Below are 24,585 nucleotides of genomic sequence, written 5' to 3'. Positions count from 1 at the left end.
ATGCTTATCAGCTGATTTTCTTTTGGATTTCATCTAAAATAAAAAGATAATCTTCTTGGTTTTTTACAAAATCCCTATCCGAAACATCAATAATTAACACATTTAAATCGGTTTGCGATTTGATGTAATCTAAATAGCCATTATTGATTTTATCTAAATAATCTGCCGGGATTTTTTGCTCGTAGCTTCTGCCTCTTTTCTTAATATTTTGCAACAATCGTTCTGAATTTTGGTACAAATAAACATATAAATCCGGTTTAGGCATTTCTCTGTAAATGATATCGAATAAATTTCGGTATAAACGATATTCATCATCAGCAAGTGTGATTTTGGCAAAAATCAAAGACTTAAAAATATGATAATCGGCCACAATAAAATCTTTAAACAAATCAAATTGCGCTAAATCATCTGATAATTGCTGGTATCTGTCGGCGAGGAATGACATTTCCAACGGAAACGCATATCGATTTTGGTCTTTATAAAATTTAGGTAAAAAAGGATTGTCAGCAAAACGCTCCAAAACTGTTTTTGCATTAAAATCTTCGGAAATTTTAGTCGCCAATGTCGTTTTTCCTGCTCCAATATTTCCTTCAAAGGCAACATAATTAAATTGTTCCAAAGCAATACTTTGCAAAGGATTTTTTAACTTTTGAATCACTTTACAAACACTTGGATCTGGACAGAATTCTAATAGCTCCGAAATTGTCTTTTTGAGAACAGGATGTTTCCAATCCAAATTTAAATCCTGAATAGGCAACAAAACAAATTTCCTGTTTTGCATTAACGGATGCGGAATCTGAAGTTTTTCTGACTCAATAATTTCTTCATCAAAAGCAATTAAATCTATATCAATGATTCGCGATTGATAACCTAAATCAGAAGTGCGAACCCGTCCCAATTTCTTTTCCACTTTTAAAACCTGAGTCAAAATTTTCTGGGCGGAGCTCGTGGTATGAATAACTAAAACGCAATTATAAAAAGCATCACTATCAAAACCCCAAGAAGGAGTCTCATACAACCTGGAAACTTTAATTACCGTTCCTATTTCCCGATGTATTAATTCTAGGCAATTTTCGATGTTTTCCAATCGATTGCCTTGATTACTTCCTAGCGATAAAATGACCTGATGTTGTGATTTCATATTACCCGCAAATTAACTAAAAGAATTTTAGAATAGAAGTATCTTTGCAAAGAGTGTTGATAACTAATTTTAGAATTTAAAACCTTAAATCTGTAACAAATTAACCTCATTTGAGACTTATTAAAAAAATATAACTATGAAATTTTTAGGAAATGTATTGGCTACCATCATCGGTATCTTCGTTTTTTTTATGTTGTTCTTTTTTGGGATACTAATCATTGGAGCCATTTTTGGTGGCGAATCTGAGGGAGTAACCGTAAAAAGCAACTCGGTAATTGAATTAAATTTAGAAAATATAAAAAATGACTATGCCGGGAAATACAAAGATCCCTGGGTAACTATTTTTTCAGATGGTAAAAAAATAGGAGTATCTGATATCATTAATGCTGTTGCCGAAGCAAAAACTGATGATGACATCAAAGGGATATCTATTTTGAATGACAATTCTTCTTTAGGAATGGCGCAAAGCAAAGCATTGAGAGACGCATTGGAAGATTTTAAAAAATCTGGGAAGTTTGTAATGGCTTATGCCAATTCTTATTCTCAAAAAGAATATTATTTAAATTCAGTTGCCAACACTATATATTTGAACCCTGTTGGGGACATGGATTTCAAAGGGCTTTCGGCTGAAATCATGTTTTTTAAGGATTTCCAAGAAAAATCAGGTGTAAAAATGGAAGTGATACGCCACGGAAAATACAAAAGTGCCGTAGAACCTTTTCTTGAAAATAAGATGAGTGATGCCAATAGAGAACAAACTACCGCTTTATTAAATTCAGTTTGGAATTCTATAACTGCTGATATTTCCAAAAGCAGAAATGTATCGGTGGCTAAATTAAATGAAATTGCAAATGGACTTCTTGCCAGAACTCCTGAAATGGCAAAAGCTGCGAAATTAGTGGACATTATTGCTTACGAAGATGTTTATCACAACGCCATTAAAAACATTTTGAAAGTAGATAAAGACAAAGATTACAATAAAGTTGCCATTCTGGATTATGCGAAAAAAGTAGCTACTACTTCAAAAATGAGTGAAAGCAATAACGAAATCGCAATCATTTATGCACAAGGAGAAATTGGGAGCGGAGAAGGTGATGTAAATACCATCGGAGAAGGATCCATGCGTCGCTCTTTGCAAGAAGCAAGAAAAAACAAAGATGTAAAAGCGATTGTACTACGCATTGATAGCCCAGGAGGAAGTGCTTTAACTTCTGATTTGATTTGGAGAGAAATTGAACTGACGAAAAAAGTAAAACCTGTAGTTGTTTCTATGGGGAATTACGCAGCTTCAGGAGGATATTATATCGCTTGTAATGCCAACACTATTTTTGCGGAAAAAAATACAATAACCGGTTCAATTGGAGTATTTGGAATATTACCTAATTTTACGACTTTGGCGACAAAAATCGGTGTCCATACTGAACAGGTAAAAACTCATGAAAATGCTGCAAATTACAGCCCTTTCGTCCCATTAGACGAGAAATTTAAAGCAGTCACTCTTGAAGAGATTGAACATATTTACCGAACTTTTGTAACTCATGTTGCTCAAGGACGAAAAATGACATTTGCGCAAGTTGATGCCATAGCACAAGGAAGAGTTTGGTCTGGTTCTGAAGCATTGAAAGAAGGTCTTGTAGATAAAATTGGAGGGTTGGATGACGCCATTCGTGAAGCGGCCAGATTATCAAAAATAAAAGACTACAGCACACAAAACTATCCGGAATATGAAAAAAACCTAAATGATCTTTTAGAAAATTTGCCTTTTGCAAAATCTAAAGCGTCTTTTATCAAAGAAGAAATCGGAGAAGAAAACTATAAAATCATGCAACAAATAAAAAGATTGCAAGCGCAAAAAGGAGTTCAAGCCATGATGCCTTTTGAAATTAACATCCAATAATTATTTCACCGAAATTCTAAAAACGAATCCGTTTGAGTACCTACTCAAACGGATTTTTTTTGCAACAAACTATTATTTAGCATAATATTAGAAACTACTAAATCTTTAAAGGTTATTTTTGCAAGTAGTAAGGTAGGATTTTTACTAAACTTATTTAATTTAAAAGAAAGAAAAGCATGTTAAAAACAATTTTAAAAATCATTTTAATTATAGTTCTCCTGTTCGCGGTAGCTCTATTTGCGGTTCCCTATTTTTTTAAAGACCAGATAAAAGCCAAAATTACGCAAGCTATCAATGAGAAAGTTGACGCCAAAGTTTCCTTCGAAGATGCAAATTTGAGTTTATTCAAAAATTTTCCAAATGCTAATGTGACTGTTGATAAATTGGTTATCATCAATAAAGCCCCTTTCCTTGGCGATACTTTAGTTTCTTTGGGCGAATTAAATTTAAAAATGTCTATCAAGGAACTTTTTAAAAGCAAAGAAGAAGCAATGAACATTGAAGGAGTAACTTCTAAAAATGGTTTAATCAACATTATATTCAATAAAGATGGCATTGGAAATTATGATATCGCCTTAAAAGACAAAACAAATAAAGACGGCGGTAAAAGCAATCCACTTAAATTAAACATTCAAAATTATAAAATTGAAAATTTCAAGTTCAAGTATTTTGACGAAAGTTCAAAAATAAAAATGGCAATCGATAGTTTAAATCATGAAGGAACTGGAAATTTTGCGGTTTCAAAATTAGATTTGGTGACTAAATCGACAGCCAAAATCTCGTTGGACATGGACAAAGTCAATTACATGAAAAATGTACCCTTGACATTGGATGCCGTTTTGGGGATTGATTTAGAAAACAGCAAATATACTTTTAAAGAAAACAAAGCATTAATCAATCAATTGCCTTTAGAATTTGATGGATTCATTCAACTCGTTGATGCAGGTCAGCAATATGATTTAAAATTCAAAACTCCTACATCGTCCTTTAAAAATTTCCTCGGGATTATTCCCGCTGCTTATGCTTCGAGTCTAGACAAGGTGAAAACAACGGGCGATTTTACTGTTGTTGGTTTTGCCAAAGGCTTGTATACTGACACAACAGTTCCTAAATTCAATATAGCGATTGCCTCAAATAATGCTTCCTTTCAATATCCTAATTTACCAAAATCAGTTCAGAATATTGTAATTGACACTAAAATTATAAACGAAACAGGAATTCTAAATGACACCTATGTCAATCTTGACAAACTTTCGTTCAAAATAGACCAGGATATTTTCAATGCCAAAGCAAATATTAGAAACATCACTAAAAACCCTATAATCGATGCGGCATTAAAAGGCACCATCAATTTGGCCAACCTGACCAAAGCATATCCAATAAAACTAAAAAAACCATTATCCGGTATTTTAAATGCTGATGTAACCACTAAATTTGATATGGAATCAGTGGAGAAAAATCAATATCAAAATATTAACAATGCTGGGACCATGAGTTTGTCCGGTTTTAATTATGCCGATGAAAACGGGAAAACCATGAATATTAGTAATGCAATGGTTCAGTTTAATCCAAGTCAGGTCGATTTAAAGCAATTTGATGCAACCACTGGAAAAAGTGACATTAGCGTAACTGGGGTTTTGGAGAACTTTTATGGTTTTATATTTAGAAACCAAGAATTAAAAGGAAACTTCTATATGAATTCCAAGCAATTGGCGGTTAGTGATTTTATGACTGCGGGTGAAACTACTAAAACTCAAACCAAAAAAGCAGAAGCAATGAAGATTCCTGCTTTCTTGAACTGCACCCTTACCGCAAAAGCGAATACGGTTTTATATGACAATTTAACATTGAAAGATGTTTCTGGGAAATTGATTGTAAAGGACGAAAAAGTCACTTTACAAAATGTAAAAACCTCTGTTTTTGGTGGAACGATTGGGGTGAACGGAGCCGTTTCCACAAAAGGAAAAACACCTGTTTTCGACATGAGTTTGAATTTAAATCAAGTCGATATTGCGCAATCATTCACGCAACTGAACATGTTGAAAAAAATAGCACCAATTGCCGGAATCATCAATGGAAAGCTAAATTCAACCATCAAACTCAACGGATTTCTTGACGCTATTGCTCTTACTCCGGACTTAAAAACGCTTACTGGAGATTTATTAGGACAATTGCTTTCTACTACTGTAAATTCCACAAATTCCACTTTGTTGACAGCGTTAGGTTCAAATTTGAAATTTATTGATGTCAGTAAAATCAATTTGAATGATTTGAAAGCAGCCGTTACTTTCAAGGACGGAAAAGTAAATGTAAAGCCATTTAATATTAATTACAAAGATATCAAAGCAACTATCGGAGGAACGCACGGTTTTGACCAAAGCATGAATTACAACCTGAAATTTGATGTTCCCGCTAAATATTTGGGCTCAGAAGCCAATGCACTGATAGCAAAACTATCCGCTGCCGATGCCGCAAAATTACAAAGCTTTCCCATAAATGCTGTATTATCAGGTAATTTTACAAATCCAAAAATCACAACTGATATTAACACTGCTGTGACCAAACTAACGACTCAACTTGTTAACCAACAAAAAGAAAGACTGGTAAAACAAGGAACGTCTGCATTAACGGATTATATAAATAAAAACAAGAAACCAAGCGATACGACAAAAACTTCAACAACAAAAGAAGACGTAAAAACAAAAGCCACCGATTTACTCAATGGCTTATTTAATAAAAAGAAAAAAGTCGAGGAGCCTACTAAAACTAATTAACTTTATTTATTCCAGTAACAAAGCCTATAAGTAATTTAACTTTTAGGCTTTTTTTTATACATTAATCGTTACTACATATCCTTCGGAACTACGGACATTAAAGACCGTTCCGTCTTCAAAAATGAGATATTGACCTTTTATTCCTGTGAGTTTTCCTTGAAATTGCGGTGTTTTGTCTAAACTTAAGCTGTTTACTTTCTTCGGATATTGTAAAACGGGATAATGCATTTCGTACAAATCATTCTTTTGCGAATAAAAATATTCCTGCACTTCTTTTGGAATTAAATGCTCCACTTTCAATCTTTCGGCAATCAAATCGACATGTTCAATCGTATTGGTTAACATTTTTCTCCAATTCGTTTTATCGGCATAATGATTTTTCAAGGCAACTTCAGTAATTCCGGCCAAATATCTGTTTGGAACTTCCACAATCGAAATGGCTTCATTTGCGCCCTGATCAATCCATCGCGTAGGCATTTGTGTTTTCCGGGTCACGCCTACTTTTACTTCGCTTGACAAAGCCAAATACACGATATGAGGTTGCAACTGTACTTTTTCTTCATAAACCAAATCTCTGTCGGCAATCCCAAGATGAGCAGTACTTAATTCAGGTTTCATAATCCAATCCCCAACGGCTGCACTGGAATAAAAACAATCGTAACAAAACCCCTGACGGAATATTTTTTTCTTTTTTCCACAATTCAAACAATGGTAACCAACAAAATTAATTTCTATTTTTTTGTCCAATAATTGATTTACATTCAAGAAACTATTTTCAAAAACCAGATAATATTGAATTGGATTTCCAAATTCCGTTTGCATTTTGGTAAGTACACCTTCGTAAGTCATTGTGATTTTTGATTGTTGATTAGCGATTTCTGATTTTAGATTTAGCAATCCCATTGTAGAATTCCGATTAGTAGAATCCCTTTACTGAGTTCAAATCTTTACTGTGATATAGAATTGTTTTTTGCAAAAAAACACTATTTTTGATATTTTGACAAAGTTAGTATTTGTCAATCGATATTCAAATCTTAAATTTCAGCCTTTTCCCAATAGAAAAAACCTGAAATTTAAAATCGCTAATCAATAATCTGAAATCTATATGGCTTTAACCATAATCAATTCGTTTGCTTCCTGGGTTTTAAAACAACGAATCCATCAGATCGAACTTTTCTTGAAATATCCAAATGAGGTTCAGGAAGAATTGCTTATGAATTTAATTCAGTCCTCTAAAAATACTGTTTTAGGTAAAAAATATGAATATTCTTCGATAAACTCCTATGCTACTTTTGCAGAAAGAATTCCTATTTCCACTTACGAAGAATTGCAGCCCTTGATCGAAAGAACTAGAAAGGGAGAGCAAAATGTTTTTTGGGAAACGCCTATAAAATGGTTTGCTAAATCCAGCGGAACAACGAATGCCAAAAGCAAATTTATTCCGGTAAGCAATGAAGCGCTGGAAGATTGTCATTATAAAGGAAGTAAGGATTTGTTGTGTTTGTATTTGAATAACAACGAAGACTCCGAACTATTTGTTGGAAAAAGTCTTCGCCTAGGCGGAAGTTCCCAGATTTATGAAGACAATGACACTTTTTTTGGGGATTTGTCTGCCATCCTTATCGAAAACATGCCTATTTGGGCTGAGTTCAGCAGCACACCAAGTAATAAAACATCATTAATGAGCGAATGGGAAACCAAAATAGCCGCCATTATAAAAGAAACCAAAAACGAAAACGTAACGAGTTTTGCAGGAGTTCCTTCATGGATGCTGGTTTTAATGAATAAAGTTTTAGAAGATACCGGTAAAGGAAATCTATTTGAAATCTGGCCCAACTTAGAAGTGTATTTTCATGGCGGCGTAAATTTTGAACCATATCGCGAACAATACCAAAAAATACTACCAAAAAAAGATTTCAAATATTACGAAATATACAATGCCTCCGAAGGTTTTTTCGCTATTCAGGATTTGAATAATTCGAGTGATTTATTGCTAATGTTGGATTACGGGATTTTTTATGAATTTATTCCAATGGATACTTTTGGCACCGCCAATCAAAAAATAATTCGATTGGCTGATGTACAGCTTTTCAAAAATTATGCTTTGGTGATTACTACCAATTCCGGTTTATGGCGTTATCTCATAGGCGATACGGTTCGATTTACGTCTTTAAATCCTTACCGCATTCGGGTTACGGGCAGAACCAAACATCATATCAATGTTTTTGGCGAAGAATTGATGGTCGAAAATACCGATCAGGCTATTGCCAAAGCCTGTAAAATGACACAAACCCAAGTAGTCGACTATACCGTTGCGCCAATTTTTATGATTGATAAAGAAAAAGGAGCACATGAATGGGTGATTGAATTTAAAGAAAACCCAAAAGACATTGCCGTTTTCCAAAAAGCACTGGACGAAGCCATACAATCTCTAAATTCTGATTACGAAGCCAAGCGATACAATAACATGACATTGAATCCATTGGTGATAAATGTAGCGCGCAAAAATTTGTTTTATGATTGGTTAAAAGAACACGACAAATTGGGTGGTCAACACAAAATCCCGAGACTATCCAACCAAAGAGATTATCTGGAACAATTGAAAAATATGCAGGTTAAAATTGTTGTTTAGATTAACTAGCTAATCTTTGTTTATTTAGCAGAATGTATAATATCGTATAAAATTTGGAACCTTTATCGAGTAGGAATGTTTGAATAATAAGATTACTTTTACTACAAAACGATGAAATATGAGTAACCAAATTACTATTCCTGACGAAATCATCAGTAGCAAAATTTATTTGATTAGAAATCAAAAAGTAATGTTGGACAAAGACTTGGCGGAACTTTACGCTGTAGAAACTAAACAACTCAAAAGACAAGTACGCAGAAATATAGAACGATTTCCCGATGATTTTATGTTTGAACTTAACCAACAAGAATTTGAAAACTTGAGGAGCCAATTTGGCACCTCAAGTTGGGGAGGAACAAGATATACACCTTTAGCATTTACTGAACAAGGAGTAGCGATGTTATCGAGCGTGCTTAATAGTGCAACATCCATCAAAGTCAATATCCAAATCATTCGCGTATTTACCAAAATAAGAGAAATGCTTACCGATACTCTGGGTATGAAACTTGAGATTGAAGAAATCAAAAAAAAATTGACGAACAACAGCAAAAATATTGAACTCGTTTTTAATTATCTTGATGAATTGATTGATAAAAAAGAAAATACTGAACCTAGAAAAAAAATTGGATATAAAAATGATTGATAGGATTACAAGATTATCTCTATTTCAAAGTTAGAAACTTTACGGAGCTGAGATTATTTGGAACAATTGAAAAATATGCAGGTTAAAATAAAAGTCTAAAAATGAAAAAAATAACTTTCTTAGTAATTATAACGTTTTTTATCTTTTCATGTTCCTCATCAAAAGTGTGTGGTGGACGCGGCGGGAAAAGATGCGTACAGATTGAAAACAAAGAGATACTTCATACAAAAGAAACATAAGAAACAATCCATTCAACATCAAGAAAAAGCCCATTTCATCATCAATGAAATAGGCTTTTGATTTATAATTTTGACATTTAACTACATCATATCAATATGCCTGTCGTGATAACCCAATAAATACAGAACACCATCAAGGCCTAGGCTGGAAATAGAACTTTCTGCTCTTTCCTTTACCGTAGGTTTTGCATGAAAAGCAATTCCTAAACCCGCTAAGTTCAACATGGGCAAATCGTTTGCTCCATCGCCAACAGCTATGGTTTGGTTGATGTGTAACCCTTCTTTTTCGGCAATCGCTTGTAAATATTCAGCTTTCTTGTCGCCATCTACAATTTCCCCTAAATATTTACCCGTCAATTTTCCATCTATAATCTCCAATTCATTGGCATGAACATAATCAATCCCCAATTCTTTTTGCAAATAATGACCAAAATAGGTGAATCCTCCCGATAAAATAGCGGTTTTATATCCGTAATATTTTAAAGCTCTCATCAAGCGGTGCGCTCCTACGGTTATGGGAAGATTTTCGGCAACAGTTTGCAGCACATCTTCGCTTAAACCTTCTAGCAATGCCATTCGTTGTTTAAAACTTTCTTTAAAATCAATTTCACCATTCATCGCCGATTCTGTAATTGCTCTCACCTGCTCCCCTACACCTGCCAGTTCCGCCAGTTCATCAATTACTTCGGTTTGAATCAAGGTTGAATCCATATCAAAACAAACCAATCGTCTGTTTCTTCTATACATATTGTCTTCTTGAAAAGAAATATCCACATCTAAAGATCTGGAAATCTCCATAAAATTGGCAGTCATTAAAGTCTTGTCTACAATTGTGCCTGATACAGATAATTGCACACAAGATCTAGGATATTCCTCTTTAATAACAATAGACGCTCTACCCGTCAACCTTTTGATGGAATCAATATTCAAATTTTGGTCAGACATTATTTTGGTAACAGCAGCCAATTGCTTTGCAGCCAATGTTTCGCCAAGAATATTAATGATGTACCGTTGTTTCGATTGTGTTTGTACCCAACTTTCGTAATCATCAATAGAAATGGGAACAAACTTCACCTTAATCCCCAATTCATATGCTTTAAACAACAAGTCTTTTAAAACGGGTGCAGAACTAGAACCTGCTTCAATTTCGAACAAAATCCCTAAGGATAATGTTTCATGAATATCTGCCTGACCGATGTCTAAAATAATCGCATTGTACGTCGCCAACACAGAGGTTAAACCAGCAGTTACCCCGGGTTTATCTTGTCCAGAAACTTTTAATAAAATAATCTCCTTATGTTCCATTGTCATTTTAACTCCATATTGATTTAACAGTAACAAAAATCGGCAATCTATTTGTTTATAGAAAAGAATATCCTTTGTTTTTTCAAACAATAGCAAATAGTTCAAGTTACCCACAAAAAAACCCGTCCAATTGAATGAACGGGCTTCTGTTTTTGAGAAAAATGCAATTGTTAGAATGCAATCTCCAGTAGTTTGAATCAATTTAATATTACCATAATGAAATAATTCCCTCTTTTGAAACCAAAAAAAGCATCACTTTAATTTTTGTTCTAAATTTTCAGGATTTTCGAGGTTTTTCCAAAATAAATGAACCACAATTTCGTCTGATTCTAAGGTATAAAAGAAACTTGTTTTTGAATTTATAACTCCTTTTAAATAAGAATTATCATGCTCCCATTTTTGAAAGCAATGCGGATATTTTTTGATCGTAAGCATAATTTGCCTCACCGAAATTATAAACTCTTGAGTTATTTTAAAATTCCAACGAACCATTAAATATTCCTCAATTTCATTATAGGATTCTTTAGCAATTGGTGTCCAAACTACTTTTATTTAGAAAAATACTTCATTTCCGATTCGTTTAGAATACTTTCGTAATCGATTCCTTCCCCGTTTTGATATTGTTTTTCGCTTTTTTCTAATTGTTTTTTTATTTCAATCACATCAGTCTCGCTTTCAGAACTACTTTGCAATATTTTTTTAATCGCCAGTAATGATGACTGATTATTTTCCTTCAAAAGCATTTCAATCAATTCTATTTTTGTGACTTGAGTATTCATTTTGTTGTATTTTTAACAAAGTTAAGCAAATTTACAATACGCTAACTTCTGCCTATTGTTTATTAACACATCTAAAAATAACTACTGACTCCCAACACATTAATTGTACAAGTTAAATCAGCTCAAAAAATTTCGCCCTCATTTTTTAAAACTAAAAGACAATTCAAATAAAAAAGAAAACAAGTAAAATCAAAAAATAAAACCTTCTAATTAAGTGCACTTCTAAAACAAATAAAGCTCAAAAACGATTGTTTTTGAGCTTTATTTTAATTTAAATCTAACCTTAAAACTTATGAAGCAATCTCCAATCGTTTCAATAAATTTTTATTCAAAGTTTCTTTGGCATAATCCACGTCGATTTCTAATATTTTAGTATCAGAACTTGGCAATTCATACATCGCATCCGTTAAGACTGCTTCACATAATGAACGCAATCCACGAGCCCCTAATTTGTATTCCAATGCTTTGTCAACGATAAAATCCAATGCCTCATTTGTAATGGTGAATTCCACATCATCCATCAAAAATAATTTCTCATATTGTTTGATTAAGGCATTTTTAGGTTGTGTCAAAATCGCACGCAAGGTTTCTCTGTCTAAAGGATCCATGTGTGTCAATACTGGTAAACGACCAATAATCTCCGGAATTAATCCAAAATCTTTGATATCCTTTGGAATAATATATTGCAACAAATTGTCTTTATCAATATTATCCACATTTTTTGAAGTACTGTAACCAACTGCTTGACGATTCAATCGTTTCGAAATAATTCTTTCGATTCCATCAAAAGCACCACCGGCGATAAACAAAATATTCTGTGTATTTACCTCAACAAATTTTTGATCTGGGTGTTTACGTCCACCTTTTGGTGGTACGTTTACAACGGTTCCTTCTAGTAATTTCAATAATGCTTGTTGCACTCCTTCACCCGAAACATCACGAGTAATAGATGGATTGTCACTTTTACGCGCAATTTTATCTATTTCGTCAATGAATACGATTCCGCGTTCGGCTTTGGCTACATCATAATCAGCGGCTTGCAATAGACGAGTCAAAATACTTTCGACATCTTCCCCTACATAACCTGCTTCAGTAAGAACTGTCGCATCCACAATGGCTAAAGGCACATCCAACATTTTTGCAATGGTTTTAGCCACTAATGTTTTTCCTGTTCCTGTTTGTCCCACCATGATGATGTTACTTTTTTCAATTTCAACCTCATCGTCTAATTGCTGTTGCATCAAACGTTTGTAGTGATTGTAAACCGCAACCGACATTACTTTTTTAGTTTGGTCTTGTCCAATTACATATTGATCCAAGAACGCTCTGATTTCTTTTGGTTTTTTCAAAATCAAATCACCAACGATTTTTGAACTTCCGCTGGATTTTAATTCTTCTAAAACAATTCCGTGTGCCTGTTCGATACATTTATCACAAATATGTGCATTGATTCCAGCAATCAATAAATTGGTTTCTGGTTTCTTTCTTCCACAAAACGAACACTCTAATACTACTTTTGCCATTCTTTTTTTGTTTAAAGTTTAAAAAGTTTAAAGTTTAAAGTTCCCGCAGCAACCTTAAACCTTAAACCTTAAACTTGTAACTATTTTTATCCTCTTACTAAAACTTCATCAATCATTCCGTATGCTTTTGCTTCTTCGGCAATCATCCAATAATCGCGTTCGCTATCCGTATGCACTTTGTCAAATGTTTGTCCGGAGTGGTGAGAGATAATTTTGTATAACTCATCTTTCAGTTTCAACATTTCGCGTAAGTTGATTTCCATATCCGTAGCAACTCCTTGCGCTCCTCCTGATGGTTGGTGAATCATTACTCTTGAATGAGGTAATGCCGAACGTTTTCCTGCTGCACCTGCACATAAAAGCACCGCTCCCATAGAAGCTGCCATTCCTGTACAAATAGTTGCAACATCTGGTTTGATGTATTGCATTGTGTCATAAATTCCCAATCCTGCGTAAACGCTTCCTCCTGGAGAATTCAAATAAATTTGAATGTCCTTAGAAGCATCTGCACTTTCAAGGAACAATAACTGTGCTTGAACAATGTTTGCAATTTGATCATCGATTCCTGTTCCAAGGAATATAATTCGGTCCATCATCAGCCTTGAGAAAACGTCTAATTGAGAAATATTCAACTGACGTTCTTCAATGATATATGGAGTCATGTTTTTAGGAGTCATTGCGCCTACGATTTTATCGTAATACATGGAGTTTACGCCGTGGTCCTTTGTAGCAAATTTTTTAAATTCTTTACCGTAGTTCATTTATATAAGTTTAAAAGTTTGAATATCTTAAGTTTGAAAGTCGTAAAACATAACGCAAAGGTCGTACCTCTTTACAAATAATGTCAATATGTCTTATTTTTAGCCCAGATAGCAGTGAAAAGCTTTTTGAAATCTTGTCTCATTTTTTCTTGCACGAAAAGAGCGACCAACGGAAGCTCCTTTTCTTGCTTAGAAAAAAGGGAACAAGATGAAAAAACTTGCAACGAATAGCTGGATTGGCTCCTGAAAAAAAAATCCAGAATAAATTCAAACAAAAGAGCGCCAAAAAAATATTTTTCTGACGCTCAAATATAACTATTTTTTATTGTTTACAATCTGTAATAAAATCATAAAGTTTTAATAATCACTTGCGCTCTTAGGGCTTTTGACTTTCGACTTTACGACATTACAGACTCGATTTATTCTCCGTAAGACGCAGCAATAAATTCGTCGTAAGTAACTTCTTTAGTCGTTGGATTTGCTTTTTCTTTAAATAATTCAAGCATTTTCTCTCCTACAACTTGGTCAGAAAGTCTTTTTACTTCGTCTTGGTTAGACAAAACTCTTGCTACAATTCCTTGAACTTCTTCGTCAGTAGGATTTGTTTGTCCGAATTGCGCCATTTGTTGACGGATATTTTTAGTTGTGAATGCTTTCAAGTCTTCAAACGTAACTTTGATATCGCTTGTAGCCATTGCTCTACCTTCGATCAACTGAAAACGCAATCCTCTTTCAGATCTTGCATATTCTACTTCAGCTTCTTCTGGAGACAATTTTTTCTCACCTACAGTTTGCAACCATTTTTTCAAGAATTCAGATGGCAAGTCGAATTTTGTATTTTCGATCAAGAAATCCTGAACATCAGCTAATAATTTTTGGTCAGCTTGTTGCGCAAATTGGCTTTCAGCATCTTCCTTGATTTTTGCTTTCAATTCCTCTAGAGAAGCTACCGTTCCAGCTCCAAAAAGTTTGTCGAACAATTCTTGGTTCAATTCTGCTAATTCAGCACCGTTGATTGCTTCGATAGTAAAATCTACATCAACCTCAAGTGTATGAACTTCATCATGACCTACTTTCATTACGTCCATCAATTGATGAGCGTCTTCAAATAAACCTTTAGTATTTACCGTAACCACATCGCCTACTTTTTTACCGATGAATTTATCAGCAGTCGCTTTGTCTTTGAAAAGTTCCAAAGCAATAGTCGTTGCATTGTTGATTCCAGCTTCTTCATTTGTGAATGTACCAGTAATATCTGATCCTGCTTCAACCACTTCTTGAGGAATGGCTTTACCAAATTGTTTTTGGATTCTTTCCACTTGACCTTCAATCAATTTATCATCAGCCGAAACTACATATTTTACGATGTCGTTTTTAGCCTCTAAGTCTAAAGTGAAGTTAGGCACTAAACCAATTTCATATTCAAAAACCAATTCGTCAGCATCCCAAGAGAAATCCTCGTTTACTTTAGCAAGTGGCGTTCCAAGAAGGTTTAATCTTTCTGATTGTACAAAACGCTCTAGAGCCAAGTCAACTACTTTAGTAATTTCTTCTTGTTTTATCGCTTTCCCGTATTGTTTTTCAACAAGATCTTTAGGCACAGCCCCTTTTCTAAATCCTTTAACGGTTGCCAAAGGCATTTTTTCGTTTATTCTTTTTGCTACTTGACCTTTGTAATCCATAGGAACTACAGTCATTACAATTGTCTCGTTTACTGCGTCTATTGCTACTCTTTTGATATCCATCTTCTTCTTTAATTTACATTATAAATTCGGTGTGCAAAATTATAAAATTTTTCCAAGCCAACCAAGTTTTTTACCGCTGAACCTTCTTGATTGAATTTCAGCGGATTCTAAAGCCAGAAATCTAGGATATTTCGATTGTTTTGGGCGTGTCCCGCCTTCGTTTCACTGCGGCGCGTCAGGCTTTGCGCTGCAATCTTTTATTACGCTACGCTTCATAAAAGGATTTCCACTGCAATCCTTCACGCTGGGAAGTCAAAAGTTAGAAAGTTCCAACAGAAAAGACACAATCTAATTGTTGACAACGAATACTAAAAGACAGAAAAAAATTACAAGTATTACACCAAAAGCGAAAAAAGTTGTATACATTTGATGTTATATGCTAGTTAGGGCTAATACTAGGTAAAGCTTGAAATAAATAATGAAAAATAATTTAACCAAAAAACAAACCAAAATAAAAAATGGAAATCATTAGAAATAATTACGAATGGATATTTAGCGGAGTCGGAGTTTTAATAATTGGCTACATTATCACATTTTTTTTATCACATAAAAATCAGAAACAAGAAATTCCAATAATCAATACACCTAGTACAAACACAAATACTAATTCTTTCGTAGTTAATAATATTATGGGAAATACAAACCAAATTGACAAATCAAGTACAGAAAATACTGATGATCGATTAAAAGGAAAAACTAAAATTTTATTTATTGACGATAATCATACAGAATATAAAATGGTGTCAATTCTAAAAAAATCTGGATGGATAAATACCAAATCTGTAAAAGATGTTATCGACCTTGATGACCCTAAAGTTAATGAAGCAGATATTATTTTTGTTGATATTAATGGAGTTGGAACTACTATGTTTCAAGATCAAGGGTTAGGATTGGCCTCAGCATTAAAAAAGAAATATGAGAGCAAAAAAATCATTTTGTATTCCGCAGAAATTACTGGAGATAGGTTTCATAGAGCCTTAAGAGAAGTTGATGGGTGCTTATCAAAAAATGCTGAACCATATCAGTTTATTAATTTAATTGAGGAATTTGCTAAATAATCAGATATGAAACATTTTTCAATTATAGATTTTTCTGGTGTTGTAATTTCCGATAATTTAGAAAAAGAATGCAAGGTCTGTTTTGACAATAATAATACAAGAGGCAATTTAATTCCAAATTGTCCAAAATATAGCGGAGAAAGACGTCAAGGTAAAATAACTAATAATAAAGGCATTACATTTTTATGTTGTGACACAACTAAAACAACAAAACTATTTAAAAGTAAATTAGAAGGACTGTCTTATGCCTATTACGACCTTATAATTCCGAAAAAGCAAATTGAGGATGATATAAAGAAATCTGAGCAGCAAAAAGTAAATCGCCTAGTACATAATTTAACTTCAATAAACGCACACAATATCCAAGAAATTTATGACTTAATCCCTCAAGAAATACTTTCTTCTAATTGGCGGACACAAATTGAGTATATTGAAAATGAACTAAAGAGAAATTCAAAAAAAGCATCAATGATGTTTTTAAGAATTGCTAAACATAATATACACATGAAGTCAGAATTTTCAATTTACAGAAAACTTGATAGAACTGATGCAGTATCTCTTGAAATTAGAAGTTGGTCAGTTCGAAATGTTTTGCTAAATGTTCTGCATACTTTTTTTGCAGATTTCACAAAAAACAGAATTTACGTTCAAGTAAACGATTTTTTTGGTAAAGTAAAGTTCGATTATGAGACAATTCAGGTTGCTTTTTATCATTTAATCGAAAATGCGTCAAAATATGCAAAACCAAATTCTACAATAGATATTAATTTTGTTGACAATCTCGATTCAATTACTTTATCTATAGTAATGATAAGTTTATATATTAGTCCATTAGAAAGAGAGAAAATATTTTTAGAAGGTATATCTGGCAGCTTAGCGAAATCAATTGGGAAAAGTGGTGATGGAATTGGAATGTGGAGAATCAAACAAATGATGGAATTAAATGAAGGTACATTTGAAATTGTTTGTGGTGAGAATTCGGAAAAATTAAGAGGAATACAATTTAGCGAAAATCGATTCAATCTATCTTTCAAAAAGTACTAGCCCTAAACGCCATTTAGCGAGATTGTGGGTTTAGTAAAATTTCAGTTTTTAATGACGATTACGTTCAGCCGAAAGTACTCGTTTTAAAAAGTTCACAACCGCGGTAAGTAGCAAAACATTATATGCAAGCTTACAGGAACTCAACGTAAATCAACAAAACATAAAAAATGAGAGACAAAAAACATGAAATTTTCGAAACGATTAAGAATCTAGTTGAAGCAAGAGATATCATTTTTACACAAATTGTAAACCTTGCAATGTCGGGAGAAATGAGTGGTATCGAAAGTGCTTTTGATATTGGAGAAGAATATAGTTTTACTCTCTCTCATTTTGAAAATGTTGAAGATGAAAACGTGAAAAAATTAGTTTCGCTTTGCAAAAAAACCGAAAAAACTATTTTCTCCCTTATGAACTTAAATGGAATTAGCGAAAAAGACATAAATTTATGAGAAATAAAACCACTTCATTTATTGGTTTAAAAAAAACAAACTGACGAAACCAATTGATTAAATTGAAACTCAACAACAATGGATGAAAATTTAAAAAATTTCCTATTATATTCTGCTCCAAACGGCGAAGTTCGTGTGGATGTATTATTGCAAAACGAAATGTTATGACTCTTGCAAAAAGCCATCCCGGCAGTGTTTGGGTGTAGTACTGATAATGTTTCATTGCCCCGCTAGCGCGAGCGTCCCGCTCGTGCCCACAAAAAAGAGTTAGAAAACCAAAAGCTAAATCTATGAGCACAAAATATAAATTTGGAGAAAGTACAGGAGCATATTTTGTAAGCTTTGCCACAGTAAATTGGATCGATGTATTTACTAGAGATGCGTATTTTGGGAATATCATTGAATCATTAGACTTTTGCAGAAAAAATAAAGCAATGGAAATTTACGCATATTGTATTATGCCAAGCCATATTCATTTAATTTTTCGTTCCGGAAATGGTGATCCTTCGGGACTGATGCGAGATTTCAAAGGATTTACATCAAAAAAAATGCTCCAAACAATCGAAGAAAATACTCAAGAAAGCCGAAGAGAATGGATGCTCTGGATGATGGAACGAGCAGGTAAAAAGAATAGTAATGTGACGAATAGACAATTTTGGCAACAAGATAATCATCCAATTGAAATTTGGTCCTTAAAGGTTTTTGAACAAAAACTTGATTATATACATTACAATCCCGTAGAATCTGGCTTTGTAACAGATCCAATAGATTGGAAGTATAGCAGTGCGAGAAATTATGGAAACAATGATCAAACCATCTTAGAAATTGATTTGAATTGATTTTGATAATGGGCACGAGCGGGACGCTCGCGCTAGCGGCGCTTCAACAAAAGCAAAAAAAAAAATGTTAATCAAAAAATATTAAATAATGAAAATTGAATGGATAGCAAAACACGAAGAACCCAGCTCCGCAAAGTGTTCATTCAAAGAAAAAATTTGTCGTATAAGCTGCGTAAACGTCTCTGAATTTGCGCCCCACAGCTCCGCAAAGTGTTCATTTAAAAAATAAATTTATCGTTTAAGCTGCGCAAACGTCTCTGACTTTGCACCCACAATAATGAGCCAATAATCAATTGATGTAAAGTGTTACCAGCATATAGGATTTGGTACAAAGTCGAGAGACTTTGCGCAGCAGGAAAGTTGGTAATATTTTGGAAAAAAGGCGTAAATTTAACAGCATTTTAAAAATATAAATTATGATGAAATTTTGGATAATTGCAATTCTAATTTTTATTGTTTCAACATATATACTGGCGAAATATACTTTAAAATCAAACAGAGAAGAAGCTGGTGAACGAATTTGGAGATTTGGGAATGGAAGGTCTGTTTATTGGCGAATTCTTACTTTGTGCAGTTTTGGAATAACTGTTGTAATAATGCTTATTATGCATTGGATAGGAATTCCTATTCTGTAAAAAATTGAAATATTTTAAATAAGCAATTTAGGTCCAAACACGTTGAAGTAGCAGAACGAAGTTTAAAAATTAAAACCTGCCAGCAGAAACTTGAAAAGTTTTGCCCCGCGAGGGCGAGCGTCCCGCTATCAACAATGTCGTCAAACTTAACATCTATGTACACAATCAATACTAGAAGATCATTAATATTTATACCTATTACTCTATTAATAGTCTATTTTTGTGCTGGAGTTTTTTATAATCCGGCACATATAATTTATATTAAACCTTTTATAATTCCAACTTTTATAATTTATGCCGTATTGAGTAATTTTGAGAAACTTACTCTAAATTATTATTTATACGTTTTTTTCTTTTATCTAAATGAGATATTACTTTTGTTGTGGGAAGATGCAATACCGCTGTACAGAACTGCATTAGTGGCATCCTTCTTTTGTTATTCAGCAATAATAAATTTAGGCTACAATTCAATCAAAACTAAAAAACTTTACACGATACCAAAAGGATTTTCACTTTTTATATTAGTCATAAATTGTGTGTTTTTAGTAGCAATCTTATATGTTTTAATGTCTATTATTGATGATAATTTTCTTAACATCATTTTGATTTTTAATGCAATAGTAGCTGTATTTCTTGGAGTTACAGCAGTTTTATATCTGGGGAAATTTGGAAACAAAAAAGCGTACTATTACTTTTTTGGTGCATTTGCTTTAATTTTTAACGATATTTTTGCCGCTATTGGAACTTATTTTATTGAAGATGTAGTTTTGAACACCTTTGATAGAATATTGCATTTCACTTCGTTTTATCTCATTTATCGATTCATTATAAATGATAAAAAAAAGGTTGAAAATCTTTCGACAGATTCTCAATCCCGCTCCGCAAAGTGTTCATTCAAAGAATAAATTTGTCGTATAAGCTGCGTAAATGTCTCTGACTTTGCGCCCACAATAATGAGCAAATAAAATACAGCAAGTGTAAAGTGTTAATGGTATATTGGATTTGTCACAAAGTCGGGAGATTTTGCCACCGGCGAAGTTCGTGTGGATGTATTATTGCAAAACGAAATGTTATGGCTCTCGCAAAAAGCGATGGCGGCATTGTTTGATAGTAGTACCGATGATGTTTCATTGTATTTAAAAAATATTTTTGAATCTAATTAATAAGAAGAAAATTCAGTTACCGAGGTTTTCTCGGCAACTGCTTCTGACGGCAAAAATTATAAAGTAAAACACTTTTAAATAATATCTAACATGAAAAAGAATCCAACGATACCGATTACCTCCAACAAAAGACTGTTGGCTATTTTAGTTGGCATAGCTTTTATACTACTCGTTCCTTTGGTAGCCATGCAATTCACTGATGAAGTAAAATGGACATTCTTTGACTTTATCGCAGCAGCTGTTTTACTGTTTAGTTCCGGACTTGCATTAGAACTTATTCTGCAAAAAGTAAAAACAACCCGATCCAGATTTATAGCTGGCGCTGTCGTTTGTATAGCTTTGATGCTTGTATGGGCAGAACTAGCTGTTGGTATCTTCGGGACTCCTTTTGCCGGCAACTAAAATAGAAAAATAAGCGCGTACAACGACAATTATTTCTCCTGCTCGAGCAGCCGTTCTGCTTTGGTCAACAAGTACGTACCATCCTAAAATAGAGAAGCAATCCTACTTTACTCCGCTACTAAAAACGCAAAAAGGGGATGTTTTACCATCCCCCATTTACAATCTACAAATTTAAAACTAGTTGGTAATGGTAATCGTTCCCGTCATCAAACCGTGAAATTCACAGTTATAATAAAGGGTATTTGGAGCATTTGCAGGAACAACGATTTTTACTGATCCTGATACTGCACCGTTATTTGTAACTCCTGAGGTAAAGGCATTGGCTGTACCAGTTCCTTGTACTGTATTCAAATAGAAAGGGTGACCCGGAGTGTTAACATTGAAAGTGTAGGTGCCACCTCTTTTAAAAGTAAAGTTTGGATTGCTTACGTTAGTTAATCCTTCACCGTTAAAAATATAAGCAGTAGTCCCACTATTGGTTACACTATAAGTTTTTGTTTCCACACTTCCAGAACCACTTCCTACGCTTGAACCAATATTCCCTTGCGCCACTATGGTAGTTAAATCAGCACCACTTAAATGGACATTCACATAAGCGCTAAGTGTTAAAAACTGAGTGTAAGTTACCGCAGCACCGCCTACTAAACTAGCTACTTGTGTTTTACTAATCCCAGTGTCTCCGTTTACAGGATTCAAACCAGCAATGATATTTCCTGATGTAGCAACATTGTTTTCATGAATGTGCGCTGGATGACTTCCGCCAGCAGGAGTGCCTACAAGTTTAATGGTTACCAATGTCGTTTGGTTGACACGTTCCGCAAATTCAACCGTTCCATTGATACCGGCAACGTCTTTTTGGGCTAATACGTAACTTACTTTTTTGCCAGTCAATTCATTCTGACCAATATCCCCTTGAGCAACTAGCGTAGCTAAATTAGTTGCACTTAAATGAAAGTTGATGTAGCCATTATAGGCCAATACTTGATCGTACCCAAAAGCAGTACCATTATCTAGTTTAGAGACGTTAGTTGCGCTCAATCCTGTATCCCCATTTACGGGCTTAAATGAAAAAGCAATTCCACCTCCTTGAGCGGCTGTATTGGTATGGATGTGTCCAGGGTGCAATCCACCAGCTGGAGTATTTTGTAATTGTACTATCGCTAATGCTTCTCCATTTACTCGTTTGTAAAAAGTAGCAGTACCAGATATTGCCGGAACAGCGACGCTGCCTAGAGGATATACTTTAGAAACCCCTGTAAGGTCATTTTGTCCAATATCACCTTGTGCAACAAGTGTAGTCAATTTGTCGGCACTCAAATGCACATTGATGTACCCGTCAAAATCAAGTAGCCCTTGATATGTGATGGGGCTGCCGTTATCCAGTGCTTTGAATGTAGTAACACTTTTTCCAGTCGTACCATCGACCGGTTTTAAGGTAAGTGCAATATCGCCACCCTCAGCAGCCGTGTTCAAGTGAATGTGTGCGGGATGTAAACCACCTGCAACAGTGTTTTTTAAATCTAATTCAATACTTAATGTGGCATCACTTTTTTCAATTACAGTTGCTGTTCCGGTTACTCCCGAAGTCCCAACCGCACCTAAATCATACACTTTTGAATTCAAAACTGTTGGGGCTGGAGCATCATCATCATTGTTACAACTACTAAAAATGAAGGGAACCAACATCACTAGTACTACTAGACTTTTTTTTAAATGTTTCATTTTGTTTATTATTTTCAGGTTAATGTTAAACAAATTTAATATTATTTTTTTTTAAATCCAACTAATATTTTGTTTAAATAAGTAAAATTTAATTTTAACCAACTGATATATAGAATTATAAAGATATAAGTGGATTTTAGCATAGCTGCAAAATAATTACAAAAAAAAGTATCATTAATCGCAAAAGAATTAAACAAAAAAGGAAGTGCATTTTCGGCTATACTGGAATAGCTAGTTTCATGCTAACATTTTTGTTACATTCACAAACGTCAACAATAGGAACACTTACAAAACACTCAAAAACTAAAACAGTATCCATATATGAAATCAATTGACAAACTGGCTTGGATTGAAATGCAAAACAAATCCATTCTCTCTACAAAAAGTTATGGAAAGGACAAATATTATATTCCTGGCGGTAAAAGAGAAATTGGCGAAACGGACCAGCAAGCTTTAGTGAGAGAAATTCAAGAAGAACTTAATGTGAGTATTGATACAAATACATTAAAATTTGTTGGCGTTTTTGAAGCGCAAGCTCACGGACATCCGGAAGGCGTTTTGGTAAAAATGACTTGTTATTCTGGTGCATTTTCCGGAGAACTAAAAGCAAGTTCAGAAATTGAAGAAATAATGTGGCTTACATACGCGGACAAAGACAAAATTTCAGAAGTGGATAAATTAATTTTTGACTATCTGAAACAACATAATTTATTAGACTGACAATATTATTTTTTTGAGGGCATGCGCTAGATGGTGTACTATTCTAGAACTTGGCTTTCTCGTTCTACAAACTAACACCAAATAAAGACAATGATTTATTTGCTGTACGATTAATTGTTATATTTGATAAACCGAAAAAGGATGCTATTTGGTAGAATTATCAACTTCTATCCGCTTGTTTTGGTGACACTTTATTCTATTAATCCACAATTCAGCAGTAATTTAGGACGACCAAGCAAATCGACAATTACTAATAACCTTTTTAATATTCCGAAAAATGAAGACTAATTTGTTATTTGATTTTACCGTTGACAAAGCAAGCAAAACTGTATTCGTAAACAGAGAATTTGCTGCCGATCTTTCTCTGGTATGGGATGCTTTTACCAAACAAGAAATTCTTGACCGATGGTGGGCACCTACTCCTTGGGAATCCAAAACAAAATTTATGAATTTCAAAGTTGGCGGACGACGATTTTATGCTATGGTAAGCCCGGAAGGACAAAAGCATTGGTCAATTCAGGAATATTCTTCTATTAGTCCAAAAACTAATTTCAAAATGAATAATGCTTTTGCAGACAAGGATGAAAACGCAGAATTACCCGGTTCTGATTGGGATTTGAATTTCAGCGAACAAAACGGAATTACAAAAGTTAGTATTATTATTAAAAACGAATCCCTTGCGCGCTTCGAGAAGATGATTGAAATGGGCTTCCAAGGAGGTTTTACGATGACATTGAACTTCTTGGACAAGCTGTTGGAAACTTTATCACAACAACAGTAGAAAGAAAATTTGCTAGTTAAACCATATATTAAACATAACTAATATAGGCTTGCCGCAAGGTTGTTGTTTGTTTTCAAAGAACGCCAAATAAAATAGTATGGGACCGCGAAATGTACTTTTTTGACTTTTAAAATAGAACAGATAAAAACGGTTGTAATGCACTTAAAAAGAATCCTATGAAAGCACTATTTACTTTTTTAATTTTAATTTCCAATTTAACTTTATTCGCACAATCGGATGGTTTAGCCCCCTAATAATCGGACTTTAACATTTTAAGTTTTACAAACATACGCAATTAGTCAATATCTTTGTCTTGCAAGGAACAAACGAAGG

Annotated in this window: 21 protein-coding genes; 13 read left to right on the top strand and 8 right to left on the bottom strand. The window is 33.9% G+C overall.

Features of this window, described 5'->3' with window-relative positions:
* Positions 1–7: 7 nt before the first annotated feature.
* Positions 8–1,141 carry a 2-amino-4-hydroxy-6-hydroxymethyldihydropteridine diphosphokinase gene (gene folK / locus IWX84_RS05430; protein WP_196849738.1) on the bottom strand — a complete coding sequence of 378 codons (1,134 nt, stop codon included), beginning with the start codon at positions 1,139–1,141 and terminating at the stop codon, positions 8–10.
* 136 nt (positions 1,142–1,277) lie between these two features.
* Here folK and sppA point away from each other — a divergent pair, with 136 nt between their 5' ends.
* Together sppA and IWX84_RS05420 are read left to right on the top strand one after the other, a co-directional pair.
* A complete protein-coding gene (gene sppA / locus IWX84_RS05425) occupies positions 1,278–3,038 on the top strand; it encodes a signal peptide peptidase SppA (RefSeq protein ID WP_196849737.1) in 1,761 nt (586 codons plus the stop codon).
* Positions 3,039–3,214: 176 nt separating this feature from the next.
* On the top strand, positions 3,215–5,812 hold the full coding sequence (locus IWX84_RS05420; RefSeq protein WP_196849736.1) for an AsmA-like C-terminal region-containing protein: 2,598 nt from the start codon (positions 3,215–3,217) through the stop codon (positions 5,810–5,812).
* Positions 5,813–5,866: 54 nt separating this feature from the next.
* Here IWX84_RS05420 and IWX84_RS05415 read toward each other — a convergent pair whose 3' ends face one another.
* Positions 5,867–6,661: a DUF2797 domain-containing protein gene (locus IWX84_RS05415; RefSeq protein WP_196849902.1), complete on the bottom strand. Its 795-nt coding sequence runs from the start codon at positions 6,659–6,661 to the stop codon at positions 5,867–5,869.
* A gap of 256 nt (positions 6,662–6,917) precedes the next feature.
* Between IWX84_RS05415 and IWX84_RS05410 the strand changes: the two genes are divergently transcribed.
* Together IWX84_RS05410 and IWX84_RS05405 are read left to right on the top strand one after the other, a co-directional pair.
* Positions 6,918–8,444: a GH3 auxin-responsive promoter family protein gene (locus IWX84_RS05410; RefSeq protein ID WP_196849735.1), complete on the top strand. Its 1,527-nt coding sequence runs from the start codon at positions 6,918–6,920 to the stop codon at positions 8,442–8,444.
* Positions 8,445–8,562: 118 nt separating this feature from the next.
* Positions 8,563–9,087, top strand: a complete 525-nt coding sequence (locus tag IWX84_RS05405) for an ORF6N domain-containing protein (RefSeq protein ID WP_196849734.1) — start codon at positions 8,563–8,565, stop codon at positions 9,085–9,087.
* Positions 9,088–9,407: 320 nt separating this feature from the next.
* Here IWX84_RS05405 and serB read toward each other — a convergent pair whose 3' ends face one another.
* The 5 genes from serB to IWX84_RS05380 all read right to left on the bottom strand — a co-directional run bounded on the left by serB (position 9,408) and on the right by IWX84_RS05380 (position 15,439).
* Entirely contained in the window at positions 9,408–10,637 is a 1,230-nt protein-coding gene (gene serB, locus IWX84_RS05400; protein WP_196849733.1) for a phosphoserine phosphatase SerB, read from the bottom strand.
* Positions 10,638–11,179: 542 nt separating this feature from the next.
* Positions 11,180–11,410 (bottom strand): hypothetical protein, encoded by a 231-nt coding sequence (locus IWX84_RS05395; protein WP_196849732.1) that lies wholly within the window; start codon positions 11,408–11,410, stop codon positions 11,180–11,182.
* 290 nt (positions 11,411–11,700) lie between these two features.
* Positions 11,701–12,933, bottom strand: a complete 1,233-nt coding sequence (gene clpX / locus IWX84_RS05390) for an ATP-dependent Clp protease ATP-binding subunit ClpX (RefSeq protein WP_196849731.1) — start codon at positions 12,931–12,933, stop codon at positions 11,701–11,703.
* Between the two features lie 86 nt (positions 12,934–13,019).
* The gene (gene clpP / locus IWX84_RS05385; RefSeq protein WP_126458632.1) at positions 13,020–13,694 is read right to left on the bottom strand and encodes an ATP-dependent Clp endopeptidase proteolytic subunit ClpP; all 675 of its coding nucleotides are present in this window, start codon (positions 13,692–13,694) and stop codon (positions 13,020–13,022) included.
* Between the two features lie 419 nt (positions 13,695–14,113).
* Positions 14,114–15,439: a trigger factor gene (locus IWX84_RS05380; protein ID WP_196849730.1), complete on the bottom strand. Its 1,326-nt coding sequence runs from the start codon at positions 15,437–15,439 to the stop codon at positions 14,114–14,116.
* A gap of 458 nt (positions 15,440–15,897) precedes the next feature.
* Between IWX84_RS05380 and IWX84_RS05375 the strand changes: the two genes are divergently transcribed.
* The 7 genes from IWX84_RS05375 (at position 15,898) to IWX84_RS05345 (ending at position 21,029) form a co-directional block, all read left to right on the top strand.
* Positions 15,898–16,497, top strand: coding sequence for a response regulator (locus IWX84_RS05375; protein WP_196849729.1), 600 nt, complete (start codon positions 15,898–15,900; stop codon positions 16,495–16,497).
* Positions 16,498–16,503: 6 nt separating this feature from the next.
* Positions 16,504–17,541 (top strand): ATP-binding protein, encoded by a 1,038-nt coding sequence (locus tag IWX84_RS05370; RefSeq protein WP_196849728.1) that lies wholly within the window; start codon positions 16,504–16,506, stop codon positions 17,539–17,541.
* Between the two features lie 167 nt (positions 17,542–17,708).
* Complete coding sequence (locus IWX84_RS05365; protein ID WP_196849727.1) at positions 17,709–17,990, top strand: hypothetical protein; 282 nt, start codon at positions 17,709–17,711, stop codon at positions 17,988–17,990.
* A gap of 290 nt (positions 17,991–18,280) precedes the next feature.
* The gene (locus tag IWX84_RS05360; protein ID WP_196849726.1) at positions 18,281–18,829 is read left to right on the top strand and encodes an REP-associated tyrosine transposase; all 549 of its coding nucleotides are present in this window, start codon (positions 18,281–18,283) and stop codon (positions 18,827–18,829) included.
* A gap of 416 nt (positions 18,830–19,245) precedes the next feature.
* On the top strand, positions 19,246–19,464 hold the full coding sequence (locus IWX84_RS05355; RefSeq protein ID WP_196849725.1) for a hypothetical protein: 219 nt from the start codon (positions 19,246–19,248) through the stop codon (positions 19,462–19,464).
* 155 nt (positions 19,465–19,619) lie between these two features.
* On the top strand, positions 19,620–20,369 hold the full coding sequence (locus tag IWX84_RS05350) for a hypothetical protein (protein ID WP_196849724.1): 750 nt from the start codon (positions 19,620–19,622) through the stop codon (positions 20,367–20,369).
* A 393-nt stretch (positions 20,370–20,762) separates the two neighbouring features.
* On the top strand, positions 20,763–21,029 hold the full coding sequence (locus IWX84_RS05345; RefSeq protein ID WP_231385421.1) for a hypothetical protein: 267 nt from the start codon (positions 20,763–20,765) through the stop codon (positions 21,027–21,029).
* 177 nt (positions 21,030–21,206) lie between these two features.
* Here IWX84_RS05345 and IWX84_RS05340 read toward each other — a convergent pair whose 3' ends face one another.
* A complete protein-coding gene (locus IWX84_RS05340; protein ID WP_196849722.1) occupies positions 21,207–22,751 on the bottom strand; it encodes a hypothetical protein in 1,545 nt (514 codons plus the stop codon).
* Positions 22,752–23,072: 321 nt separating this feature from the next.
* On the opposite strand from IWX84_RS05340, the gene IWX84_RS05335 reads away from it, so the two are divergent.
* Both IWX84_RS05335 and IWX84_RS05330 read left to right on the top strand, forming a co-directional pair.
* Positions 23,073–23,471 (top strand): NUDIX hydrolase, encoded by a 399-nt coding sequence (locus IWX84_RS05335; RefSeq protein WP_196849721.1) that lies wholly within the window; start codon positions 23,073–23,075, stop codon positions 23,469–23,471.
* Positions 23,472–23,748: 277 nt separating this feature from the next.
* Positions 23,749–24,252 (top strand): SRPBCC domain-containing protein, encoded by a 504-nt coding sequence (locus IWX84_RS05330; RefSeq protein ID WP_196849720.1) that lies wholly within the window; start codon positions 23,749–23,751, stop codon positions 24,250–24,252.
* Positions 24,253–24,585 lie beyond the last annotated feature (333 nt).

It is taken from the genome of Flavobacterium sp. CG_9.10, from assembly GCF_015752245.1.
GTDB lineage: Bacteria > Bacteroidota > Bacteroidia > Flavobacteriales > Flavobacteriaceae > Flavobacterium.
The sequence above is the reverse complement of the archived record's forward strand: the minus strand, read 5'-3'. Positions and strand labels throughout refer to the sequence as shown.